The sequence below is a fragment of the Spirochaetota bacterium genome (genome assembly GCA_038043445.1).
In the GTDB taxonomy this organism is placed as follows: Bacteria; Spirochaetota; Brachyspiria; order Brachyspirales; family JACRPF01; genus JBBTBY01.
Genome location: JBBTBY010000168.1, coordinates 1 through 10,340, shown reverse-complemented (window position 1 = coordinate 10,340; position 10,340 = coordinate 1). Strand labels below are relative to the sequence as shown.

Here is a 10,340-nt window from a genome sequence, read left to right as displayed (position 1 = left end):
TCCCGACATGCTTCGCCAGTACGAAAAAACGCTGCTCCTGCTCGAAGCCAATCCCCATCATCCATCGCTCCGTCTTCATACGCTGAAAGGAAAACTGAGCGATGTGTATTCCGTCTCCATCAATCTCTCGTACCGCATTTCGATGGAATTTCTCATAGAAACAGATATGATAATACCCATCGATATCGGCACACACGATGAAGTATATTGAATTCTGATAGGAACCCCCAATGAAGATGCTATCCATTCCCAACACCGATCTCACGGTATCGCGCATTTCCTATGGCTGCATGAAGCTCGCATCGATACAAGTTTCGCCGTCCGATCTTCCGAAAGCCGCCGTTGACGCATGTCTCGCCGCGTATGAGGCGGGGATCAATTTCTTCGACAATGCGGACATCTACGGCCGCGGGCGATGCGAAGAGCTCTTCTCGGGAATTTGGAAGCATGTCCCGCGTGAGAAGATAGTACTCCAGACAAAATGCGGCATTCGTCCGAAGGATACGCCGACAGCAGGGCTGCCCGGCCGCTATGATTTCAGCTTCGAGCATATCACAAGGTCCGTCGAGGAAAGTCTTACCCGGCTCAAGACCGATCATATCGATATACTGCTGCTCCATCGCCCGGATGCGCTCATGAGCCCGGAAGAGGTGGCCCGTGCGTTCGACGAACTCCATGCATCAGGGAAAGTGCGCTATTTCGGAGTGAGCAATCACAATGTCATGCAGATGGAACTCATACGTAAATACGTCAAACGCCCGATAGTGGCCAATCAGATGCAGTTAAGCGTCATGCATCATTATCTCGTATCCGAGGGCGTGCTCGTCAACATCGCATTAAAACCGGCGGGGCTTGCCACCGGCATTCTCGACTACTGTCGGCTCAACAATATCTCGGTGCAGGCGTGGAGCCCCGTTGCACGCGGTGTACCGCTCATGCCGGCAGCAGATGCTCCTGCACACATCAAGGAGCTTTCCGAGTACATCAGAATACTCGCATCGCAGAAGAACACCTCCCCCGAGGCGATACTGCTCGCCTGGGTGATGCGCCATCCGGCCGTTGTCATCCCGATCATCGGTACGGTGAACATATCGCATATTAAAGGGAGCGCGCTCGCGGACGCCGTCGTTCTCTCCCGCGAGGAATGGTATCACCTGCTTGCGCTCGCGCGCGGCGAAAGCGTTCCCTAGGAACGATATCATGAAGCGATTCGAATTCCCCTCGCCGCTCTACTGCATAACCGATCGCACGCTTTCTCTCGGGCGGTCGAACCTTCTCGTCGCCTCAGCGCTCATGGATGCGGGCGTGCGCATCCTGCAGTACCGTGAAAAGACATTATCACCCAGGGAACGCTACGCCGAATGCCGCGAGATACGCGCGCTTGCGAAGATGCATCATGCGCTTTTCATCGTCAATGACGATATCGGTCTTGCGCTCGCGGTGTCCGCCGACGGCGTCCATGTCGGCCAGCATGACCTTCCCGCCGATGCGGTACGCCGCGCCGTCGGTACGAAAATGATCGTGGGGCTTTCCATCGAGAACGTTCACCAGCTTGCCGATTCCGCTGCGGATGCCGCCGATTATTTCGGTGTCGGTCCGGTGTTCGCCACCGCCACCAAGGATGACGCCGCACCTCCGCTCGGGCTGGAGGGTCTTCGCGAATGTGTTAAAAAAGCGAAACGCCCCATGGTAGCCATCGGCGGGATAAAGGAAGCGAACGTACGGTCGGTCATGGGAACAGGCGCTCAGTGTGCGGCTATTATTTCGGATATTGTCGGGGCTGAGGATATCGGGGAGAAGGTTGGGAGAATTCTTGGTGTAACAGAAAAGTCATTTCCCTGACCCCCTTTTTCTATTTCAACACACCAGATATTCCGGCGCCTTGCAGTCGCTCGTCATATACGGGAAGGAAAAATGCGGTATTCGTAATAGTGCCGCGTATTCCGCAGCGGTGTGCGCCAAGGACGGCGCTACTGGCGGCGGCCATGGATGGCCAAAGCCGCCACGGGGGATGGGTGAGTGCATTCGCAGTAAGAGAACAGTGCCTTATCGGTACTTGCTCACCATGAAACGCTTGAGTATGGCGCGGAACACATGACCCTTGTCCTTGCGTGCGCCGATGAGCCCGGCGATGACGGTGCCCGAGAAAATGAACAGCGTCTGCCAGAAGCCGATGACGAGTATGAGTATCATACAGATGAGACCGACACCTGCGAAGAAGACACGGTAGCGGTTCTTCTGTATGTAGCGCCCGACGGCGTCTATGAGGTCTTTCATGGACCTACCGCACCTTCACGTCGCGGAAGTCGCTTATCGTCGTTCGCTTATCGATGCTTTCGACGGCTATCTCGATGCTCTTGATATTATCCGCACCTATCCCCACGACATCGATGAGCTTCCGGCGTATATCGTCCTTGATAAGATCGCCGAGAACGGTTATCGACTGCCGGGAGCTTACCCCGAGACGGAGCGACACCATGAGTTTCTTCTTGCGGTACACCACCTTCGCGCGTGCGTCGATGACCTCTCGGTTGGCGGTGGCTATCTTCTTGACGAAATCGCGTATCGCCTCGACGGAGACATGGATATAGCCCTGCTCGTCCTCGATGGAGACGTACGGATCGCTCGCAAGAAGGTTCGAAAAGAACGTGACCACACCGACGATGAAGATGAACACGAAGAGCATGCCCCAGAGGAGCGAATAGACATTGCGGGAGAAGATGTATTCCTCGATGAAGCTCTTTATCGGGTCGAGTATCTGCGTCAGGAGATGACTGTTGTAGTACTGCCCGACGAGCGCCACACCGAGCAGGAGTATGAAAAGATAGATGGCGTATCGGACCAGCGACCAGAGTATGGATATCGGATTCATAGCGTGTACCCTTCCTTACATCTTTTTCTCAGGGGCGATGCCCTGAATATTCACATGCACCCGTGCGACGGTAATGCCGGTCAATTCCTCAACGCGTTCCTTGACGATACGCTGTATCTCTTCGGCCACTTCCTGCACCACCATGCCGTACTGCACGACGATGGAAAGCTCTATCTCCACGGAACGTTCCGTGGGATTATCGCCGGCATGCCGGACGAGTATGCCCTCGGTAAGATCTCCCTGCGTGAAGAATTTCGCGAACCCGTCGACGATGGTCTCGGTAAAACGCACAAAGCCGCGTATGCCGGACGCCGCATGCGCCGTTATATCGGCAATGACCTCGTTGGAGACGCGTATCTCGCCCTCTGCCTCGTGGGGAATGCCGGAATCATCGTAGTAGATATTCTTACCGCGCCACATGCCGCTACTCTCCCTTGCCTTTCACCGCTTTCTTTTTCCCCTTGTCCTTCGGTTCATCCTTCAGGTCATATTCTTCGAGGAATTTCGTCGTCACTTTCCCCTCGATGAACACGGGGTGTTCGAGCACTTTCTGATGGAACGGTATGGTCGTCGGCACGCCGATGATGATCGCCTCGTCGAGCACGCGCTTCATCTTATTGATGGCGTTCATGCGGTTCTCGCCGCGCACGATGAACTTCGCGATGAGCGAATCGTAGTACGGCGGTATGGAATAGTCGGAATATACGTGGCTGTCGATGCGCACGCCGAAACCACCCGGCAGGTGCACGCGCGTCACTTTGCCGGGCGAGGGGCGGAAATCATGCTCCCAATCCTCGGCGTTGATGCGACACTCGATGGCATGGCCGGTTATCTTCACATCGCTCTGCGTATAACGGAGCTTCTCGCCCATGGCGATGAGTATCTGTTCTTTCACGATGTCTATGCCGGTGACGAATTCCGTTACCGGGTGTTCGACCTGCACGCGGGTGTTCATCTCCATGAAATAGAAATTCCCTTTATCGTCGACAAGGAATTCAATGGTGCCCGCGCCCTGATAACCGGCGAGCTGCGCACCCTTGACGGCGGCATCGCCCATCTTCGCGCGGAGTTCCGGCGTCATGACCGGCGACGGCGATTCCTCGATGAGCTTCTGATGGCGGCGCTGCAGGGAGCAGTCACGCTCACCCAGGTGAATGACATTGCCATGTTCGTCGGCGAGTATCTGTATCTCGACGTGACGGGGGTTCTCGATGTATTTTTCCATGTACACATCGGGATTATTGAACCCGATGCGCGCCTCGTTCTGCGCGATGGGAAGGTTCGATCTCACCTCTTCATCAGAACGGCAGATGCGCATGCCCTTGCCGCCGCCGCCGGCCGTTGCCTTGAGGATTATCGGATAGCCGATCTCATTGGCCTTGCCTGTCGCCTCGTCGGCATCCTTGAGAATGCCGGTACCGGGGGTGATGGGAACGCCTGCTTTTTTCATCGTTTCTCGCGCGTTCGCCTTATCGCCCATCTTATTGATGACTTCTTTCGACGGGCCTATGAATTTGATGTTATGTTCTTTGCAGATGTCCGAGAACGCCGCATTCTCAGAAAGGAACCCGTAGCCCGGGTGTATCGCGTCAGCACCGGTTATCTCGCAGGCGCTTATGATGCGCGGGATATTAAGATAGCTTTCCTTCGACTGCGGCGGTCCGATGCAGACGTCCTGGTCGGCGAACTTCGAATGGAGCGATTCCTCATCGGCCTGTGAATGTACGGCCACCGTCGGTATGCCGAGCTCTTTACATGCCCGTACGACACGAAGCGCGATCTCCCCGCGATTGGCGATGAGTATCTTTGTTATCTTAGCCACGCCGATTCTCCTTTCTGCTACTTAAGCCGGAGCAGGGGTTGGCCGTATTCGACCGCCTGTCCGTCCTCAACGAGCATCTCGACAAGCTTGCCGTCGATCTCGCTCTTTATCTCGTGTTTTATCCCCATGAAGAGAAGCATCCCGACGGTCTTCCCGACCGTGACCGCGTCGCGGAGTTTCAGGAAGGGATCGCTCTTTTCGTCCTTGGCGCGGAGGAATATCCCTACGCCGGGCGACAGTATGTCCTTAACAGGCTCTGCGGCCGGTGCCGGTACCGCGACAGGAGCGGCAACGGTAACAGCCTTCGCCCTCGGCGCTTTCGGGTGCAGCGCACGGATAAGCTTTACCTTCTCGCCGTTCTTCTCGAATACGATCTCCTCGACCGTGCTCGACTCAAGCGCTTCCACGAGCGAATTGAGCGCATCAACGGAAACCGATGCGTGTAACTTACTCTTTGACCCTTTCGACATACGACCTATCCCTTGTATCGATTCGAACTTTTTCGCCGATGCTGATGAACAGCGGCACATTGACCGATATTCCCGTCGAGAGCGTTGCCGGCTTCGTTCCGCCGGATTGTGTATCGCCCTTGAATCCGGGCTCGGTATACGTGACCTCGAGTACAACATGCATTGGCAACCTGACCGCAATGACCTCGTCCTCATAGAACTGCAGGTCCACATCCATATTGTCGAGCAGGAAATCCTTCTCGTCGCCGACAACTGCCCCCGGGATGGAAAGCTGCTCATAGGTATCATTGATCATGAAATGGAACATATCGCCGTCGCGGTACATATACTGCGACTTCTTGAACGATATATCCGCGGTGTCTATGGTATCCGTCGAGCTGAAGCTCTTCTCAAGCACATTCCCGGTGCGTATATTGCGTATCTTCATACGCACCTGCGCCTTGCGCTGCTGCTGCCGGTGAAGCCCCGTTTCCAGAACAAGAAAAAGACCGTTGTCGATGATGACCGTATCGCCTTTGCGTACGTCGTTCGTTCCGACCGCCATTGAAGCCCCCCGTTACCGCTTAAGCCCGTAGCGCTTCTTAAAGCGGTCAACGCGGCCGGCAGTATCGACAAGTTTCTGTTTGCCGGTAAAATATGGATGGCAGTTATAGCAGATATCGACGTGAATATCCTTCAATACTGACTTCACCTGGAATTTGGCACCACAGGCGCATATGACGTTCGTCGTATGGTAGGGGGGATGTATCTCGGCTTTCATCGTGGCAGTTCTCCATGTTACATATTGTATCGTGTCTGAATGACCGAAGCATTCTATCACAGCCGGGGAAATAACGCAACGGTTTGGGCACGGAATTCGCGCGGTGTCTTTCCCCGGTATTTCCGGAACATGCGGGTAAAATAGGCAAGATCGGAAAAACCCACGGAAAGCGCGATATCCCCCACCGACCGGTCGGTATACCGGAGAAGATTCTCCGCTTTCGAAAGGCGAATTTTCGTCACGAAATCCATGAAACTTACGCCGTAAATGGCCTTGAACCGGTGGGCGAAATAGTATTTACTCAACCCCGTATGCGATGCGGCATCGCTTAACCGTATCTTGCTGTGATAGTGCTTATCCAGGTACGCGAGCAGATGCCCGAACGCAGATGCACCCTCGCTCGCCGGTGCGGCTCCGCTCATGGGCTTGATGAGCTCGCCGAGTTCGAGAAATCGACCGATGATGGTCGCACGGTCGCCGCGCATAGCCTCGAGTGCGCGTACCAACCCCGCCGCCGGGCGCTGCACCGGTATAAGGCGGCAGAGCGCATCCACAACAGCACGCATATCGGCACGGATGACGGCATTGCCGAAAAGCTCGTTGAGATACGATACTTCGATCTTGCAAAGCAGAAATCTCTGGGCATCGGAGACAAGCGTATATCCGTGCATGGCATACGGGCGAATGACAATAATATCCCGCGCATGATATTGATGCGTTACACCATCGACGGATACCGTGCCGCCCTTGCCGTCGTAGAAATAGACCAGCTCAAGCGTATTGTGAAAGTGCGGGCGAACGGATGTGCGTGCAGGGCCGGTGACCGTACGGCGAATGCTTATCGGGTCATTGAGCGAGAACTGCGTGGTATCGTTCTCATAGAATGGGTTTGAGAGCGTATCGAATTCCTTCGTAAAACGAATAGGACTTTTCATTTCTTGCCGCCGACACTGTCCATAGCGGCTTCGCCGCCAGGCTGCGCCATAGGCGCATGCATACATGTATAGTATATTCCCGCCACCGGATACCGTCAATCCCCTATCCCGCTTAACATCCGCTACCTCCGGGACGACGATGCCACGATGCTGCGTTACCTCTTGCACGCTTTTTCAGCGATTTTCAACGATATGTACTCCATCGCGACAACACCTCTCCTATCCCGTCTGCAGTTACGCATCGGCACTTGCACTGAGCTGCTAGACGTGCGGCCGCAGCAAGGCGCGCGCCATGCGTGCACCCAAAGGGCGCTGCCCGGCGGCAAAGTCGCTACGGGATGGCGCTATATACATTCAACTCGTCACCATTACCCGAAACCCGCCGTACGCCATTCGCTTCATGTCAAAGGGCATTTTTTCCTTCGGATCGGGCGGCTTCATCGACGGATCGCTCATAACACGGGCGTTCACCCGGTCGCGATGTTTCTTCGACCGAAATTCGATGTACGAAAACCATACCACCTCGCCCGGTTTCGCCTTCGCCATCCTCGGGAAGGTAAAGGTGACAAACTTCGGCTTCGCATCATCAATAATACATTCCTTATAGTTCAACGCACCGTATTTCATCCAGAGCTCTTTGCCCTGCCGCGCCATCTCGCGGTATTTGTTTATTTTACTTTTCGGAACAGCCAATACGAATCCGTCGACATAGGCCGATTTGTTTTTTACCATACAGTACTCCTTCTTGAAAAATTATTTTTTACGCCGAGTTCCACTCACCCTCTTTTTTGTCTTGCCCGGTCGCTTCACTCGTTTCACCGGATTTTTTTTACCTCCCCCCGCAAACGCCCGCTCAAGTCCTTGTATATCGAATTTTTTCATTTTGAGGAACGCTTCGGTAACCCGCGCAACCTTCGCGGCGTTCTTATCGGACTGCATCTTACTGAGAACGGCCGGTTCGATCTGCCACGACACACCGTACTTGTCCTTTAACCAGCCGCACTGTTCGGATTCGGGAACGGCTGAGAGTTTCTCCCAGTAATAGTCTATCTCCCTTTGCGTTACGCAATGCACCACGAACGATATCGCCTCGTTGATTGAAAATTTGTGCGGATATGCGCTGTCCATGACGGCAAACGATTCGCCTTCGATCGAAAAATCCGCGTGCTTCACCGCCCCTTCCTTATCGGGCTCTTCCCCGGCACCGTAGCGTATAATGTCACCAATGCCCGAATCCTTGAACACGGACATATAAAAGTGTATCGCCTCTTCCGCTTTTCCGCACCGATCGCCCACGAACATCATTGTGGGAATGATCTTCTGCCGAATGGCGCGGGTGCCCATGTACATCACCTGCCATGAAAGACCGTACTTGTCCGACACCCAGCCGTACCGTTCGCTGAACGGATACGTACCGAGCTCCATAAGCGCCGTGCCCCCATCCGACAATCCTTTCCACAATGCATCGACTTCTTCTTTTGTCTCGCAGGCGATAAGAAAGGATATTGCCGGAGTAAGTTTGAAAACCGGTCCGGCGGCCATGAGTGTTATCTCTTTTCCGTATATTTCCATCGTGACGATTTCTACGGTGCCGGAGGGTGTATTATTCAGCTCCGAAACATTTTTGATCTTCGATCCCCTGAAGATCGATGCGTAAAAGTCCGCCGCTTTCCGCGCTTCCTTCTCAAACCATAAGAACGGCGTTATTTTCTGACCCATAGATTCCTCCTCTTCGATTTCCTATCACCATAATTATAATAATTTTAATTGATGATGTCACTTTGACCAAGTCATAAAACCGCGAAGCACCTGTTGATGAAATCCCGCGCCGCCGCGACGCACTCCTCCCTGCCGCCGTACACTTCGGAACGGAACGTATACTGCGGCCCGGAGACGATATTGACATAATGATTGCGACACGACTTTTCCCCGACGATCCATTCGATGTGGAGATAGGAGCCGGTGTCCGCGGATATTTCTCCGAATGGTATTGTGTTGCCGGCTCAGATCTGTCCGGCGTTCAAGTCCACATTCCTCAGATTGCGCCTGTCCGGTATCCTGTCGTCCGGTATCTGGCTCTCAAGCTTCGGCTTGGGTTCATGTTCATGCTTCGCGCGCGGGAACACCGCCAGCACCGAAAGCACGGCAAGCGCTATCGCCGCGGAAAGTATTATGCTCGCCCGGGCGGATGAAAGCACCGTGACGACACCGTCCATGACAGTGCGCCGCGTCCGTGCAATGCGGTGCGCATTCCCCATCACGCGATCGAAATCAATATCGGTTATCGATACATCCGCGGACGGACGCAGTGCCTCAAGCTTCTTCTTGAACATGCTCATCGCCTCTTTCATAGATGCACCCCCGCACGCTCAAGCGCCGCTTTGACCTTTGTGAGTGCGTAGAAATAATTGCTCTTTGCCGAATTCGCAGAGATCTTTATCGCACGGGCTATCTCGCCGTATGACATCTGTTCATAATAGCGCAGAAAAAATACGTCGCGCTGTTTTCCTGAAAGCGTCTGAGCGGCACGGGATATCATCTCGGTGAGGAACGATACCGCGAGCGGGCTTGTCGCGTCGGCATGTTCGTCCCGTACGGTCTCAAAATAATCCGTGTTCGGAACGGCGCGCCGCGCGTTGACCTTTTTCATATTGATCGCCGTGTTCGCCACGATGCGGTATATCCATCCCTTGAGATAATTGCGTTCTTCATAGCGGTCAAGCGCCCGGAACATGCGCACAAGCACTTCCTGCATAAGGTCCATCGCATCCTCATAGTTCTGCATGTAACGATAACAGAGCCGGAAAATGTAATCCTTATACCGCGCGAGCAATGCGTTCGCCGCGCCGCTATCCCCGGTCTTATGCCGGGTGATGAGGTCCTGGTCGGTCGGGGCCGAACCTTCGCGCACCAATTCCATCCGTGTCTCCGATGTCAATAAGCTTCTTCTCTTCCATAATAACAGAAAAACCGCGGGTGTGTCAAATGGGGACCGATACAAGCGGGCCGCTCGCTACGGCCTGAGAAAACATCTATTCCCGAAAGAACGGCTGTGAATACGATATCTCATCGCCGGCGCCGAGGCACTCGATGCGCACATAGCGATACCGCTCGCTCGCCGTCATGGTCAACTCCGCGGCATTCGTCCGTACTTTCTTGATCACGCCGCCCCCGAAGGAAATGAACCGTATCAGCTGCGCATTCTCCGTTCCGACGAATATCGTATTCCCCCGCCTGCCGATGTCGGTGATGCTAACGCCGTTATAGCAGTAGAAATTCCCGCTCCTCAAGGCAGCGAGCACTGCCTTCGATGTCCTGTCCGCCGCACGCACGACGGTGGCCGTCTCGCGTATGCTGTTCGTCGAATGCGCGTCATGGTTCGCAAAGCCGAGCACACGCCGCCCCGAGGAAAGCAATCGGTCCCATTTCATCCAAGACGTTCCGGCAAAACCGCTGCCCTCCACACCGCTGTTGATGAGCT

General features: G+C 54.5%; 16 protein-coding genes. 3 read left to right on the top strand and 13 right to left on the bottom strand.

What is annotated here, in order from left to right:
- The 3 genes from AABZ39_20560 to thiE form a co-directional block, all read left to right on the top strand.
- Positions 1-211: plasmid stabilization protein (locus AABZ39_20560; GenBank protein ID MEK6797179.1), on the top strand; the 211-nt coding region annotated here is incomplete at its 5' end.
- Between the two features lie 19 nt (positions 212-230).
- Positions 231-1,190 (top strand): aldo/keto reductase, encoded by a 960-nt coding sequence (locus AABZ39_20555; GenBank protein ID MEK6797178.1) that lies wholly within the window; start codon positions 231-233, stop codon positions 1,188-1,190.
- A gap of 10 nt (positions 1,191-1,200) precedes the next feature.
- The gene (thiE, locus tag AABZ39_20550) at positions 1,201-1,842 is read left to right on the top strand and encodes a thiamine phosphate synthase (protein ID MEK6797177.1); all 642 of its coding nucleotides are present in this window, start codon (positions 1,201-1,203) and stop codon (positions 1,840-1,842) included.
- A 204-nt stretch (positions 1,843-2,046) separates the two neighbouring features.
- On the opposite strand, the gene AABZ39_20545 is transcribed toward thiE, so the two are convergent.
- From AABZ39_20545 to AABZ39_20485, 13 genes are all read right to left on the bottom strand, one after another.
- The gene (locus AABZ39_20545; protein ID MEK6797176.1) at positions 2,047-2,277 is read right to left on the bottom strand and encodes a DUF2273 domain-containing protein; all 231 of its coding nucleotides are present in this window, start codon (positions 2,275-2,277) and stop codon (positions 2,047-2,049) included.
- A gap of 4 nt (positions 2,278-2,281) precedes the next feature.
- Complete coding sequence (amaP, locus tag AABZ39_20540) at positions 2,282-2,872, bottom strand: alkaline shock response membrane anchor protein AmaP (GenBank protein ID MEK6797175.1); 591 nt, start codon at positions 2,870-2,872, stop codon at positions 2,282-2,284.
- Between the two features lie 15 nt (positions 2,873-2,887).
- A complete protein-coding gene (locus tag AABZ39_20535; GenBank protein MEK6797174.1) occupies positions 2,888-3,292 on the bottom strand; it encodes an Asp23/Gls24 family envelope stress response protein in 405 nt (134 codons plus the stop codon).
- A gap of 4 nt (positions 3,293-3,296) precedes the next feature.
- Positions 3,297-4,694, bottom strand: a complete 1,398-nt coding sequence (gene accC, locus AABZ39_20530) for an acetyl-CoA carboxylase biotin carboxylase subunit (protein ID MEK6797173.1) — start codon at positions 4,692-4,694, stop codon at positions 3,297-3,299.
- 17 nt (positions 4,695-4,711) lie between these two features.
- Positions 4,712-5,164 carry a biotin/lipoyl-containing protein gene (locus AABZ39_20525; GenBank protein MEK6797172.1) on the bottom strand — a complete coding sequence of 151 codons (453 nt, stop codon included), beginning with the start codon at positions 5,162-5,164 and terminating at the stop codon, positions 4,712-4,714.
- Positions 5,142-5,708 carry an elongation factor P gene (gene efp, locus AABZ39_20520; protein ID MEK6797171.1) on the bottom strand — a complete coding sequence of 189 codons (567 nt, stop codon included), beginning with the start codon at positions 5,706-5,708 and terminating at the stop codon, positions 5,142-5,144. Before efp ends, AABZ39_20525 begins: the two co-directional genes overlap by 23 nt.
- Positions 5,709-5,720: 12 nt before the next feature.
- A complete protein-coding gene (rpmE, locus tag AABZ39_20515) occupies positions 5,721-5,924 on the bottom strand; it encodes a 50S ribosomal protein L31 (protein ID MEK6797170.1) in 204 nt (67 codons plus the stop codon).
- A gap of 56 nt (positions 5,925-5,980) precedes the next feature.
- A complete protein-coding gene (locus AABZ39_20510; protein MEK6797169.1) occupies positions 5,981-6,859 on the bottom strand; it encodes an AraC family transcriptional regulator in 879 nt (292 codons plus the stop codon).
- Positions 6,860-7,213: 354 nt separating this feature from the next.
- Positions 7,214-7,591, bottom strand: a complete 378-nt coding sequence (locus AABZ39_20505; protein ID MEK6797168.1) for a DUF1428 domain-containing protein — start codon at positions 7,589-7,591, stop codon at positions 7,214-7,216.
- Positions 7,592-7,612: 21 nt separating this feature from the next.
- Positions 7,613-8,578 (bottom strand): VOC family protein, encoded by a 966-nt coding sequence (locus AABZ39_20500; protein MEK6797167.1) that lies wholly within the window; start codon positions 8,576-8,578, stop codon positions 7,613-7,615.
- A gap of 284 nt (positions 8,579-8,862) precedes the next feature.
- A complete protein-coding gene (locus AABZ39_20495) occupies positions 8,863-9,192 on the bottom strand; it encodes a hypothetical protein (protein MEK6797166.1) in 330 nt (109 codons plus the stop codon).
- A gap of 14 nt (positions 9,193-9,206) precedes the next feature.
- The gene (locus AABZ39_20490) at positions 9,207-9,779 is read right to left on the bottom strand and encodes an RNA polymerase sigma factor (protein ID MEK6797165.1); all 573 of its coding nucleotides are present in this window, start codon (positions 9,777-9,779) and stop codon (positions 9,207-9,209) included.
- 112 nt (positions 9,780-9,891) lie between these two features.
- Positions 9,892-10,340: hypothetical protein (locus tag AABZ39_20485; protein ID MEK6797164.1), on the bottom strand; the 449-nt coding region annotated here is incomplete at its 5' end.

Bases quoted from the DNA above. Each gene is read 5' to 3' on its own strand.
- AABZ39_20525 (MEK6797172.1), bottom strand. From the start codon at position 5,164: ATGTCGAAAGGGTCAAAGAGTAAGTTACACGCATCGGTTTCCGTTGAT.
- AABZ39_20500 (MEK6797167.1), bottom strand. From the start codon at position 8,578: ATGGGTCAGAAAATAACGCCGTTCTTATGGTTTGAGAAGGAAGCGCGG.
- rpmE (MEK6797170.1), bottom strand. From the start codon at position 5,924: ATGAAAGCCGAGATACATCCCCCCTACCATACGACGAACGTCATATGC.
- AABZ39_20545 (MEK6797176.1), bottom strand. From the start codon at position 2,277: ATGAAAGACCTCATAGACGCCGTCGGGCGCTACATACAGAAGAACCGC.
- efp (MEK6797171.1), bottom strand. From the start codon at position 5,708: ATGGCGGTCGGAACGAACGACGTACGCAAAGGCGATACGGTCATCATC.
- AABZ39_20495 (MEK6797166.1), bottom strand. From the start codon at position 9,192: ATGTTCAAGAAGAAGCTTGAGGCACTGCGTCCGTCCGCGGATGTATCG.
- thiE (MEK6797177.1), top strand. From the start codon at position 1,201: ATGAAGCGATTCGAATTCCCCTCGCCGCTCTACTGCATAACCGATCGC.
- AABZ39_20555 (MEK6797178.1), top strand. From the start codon at position 231: ATGAAGATGCTATCCATTCCCAACACCGATCTCACGGTATCGCGCATT.
- AABZ39_20510 (MEK6797169.1), bottom strand. From the start codon at position 6,859: ATGAAAAGTCCTATTCGTTTTACGAAGGAATTCGATACGCTCTCAAAC.
- amaP (MEK6797175.1), bottom strand. From the start codon at position 2,872: ATGAATCCGATATCCATACTCTGGTCGCTGGTCCGATACGCCATCTAT.
- AABZ39_20490 (MEK6797165.1), bottom strand. From the start codon at position 9,779: ATGGAATTGGTGCGCGAAGGTTCGGCCCCGACCGACCAGGACCTCATC.
- AABZ39_20505 (MEK6797168.1), bottom strand. From the start codon at position 7,591: ATGGTAAAAAACAAATCGGCCTATGTCGACGGATTCGTATTGGCTGTT.
- AABZ39_20535 (MEK6797174.1), bottom strand. From the start codon at position 3,292: ATGTGGCGCGGTAAGAATATCTACTACGATGATTCCGGCATTCCCCAC.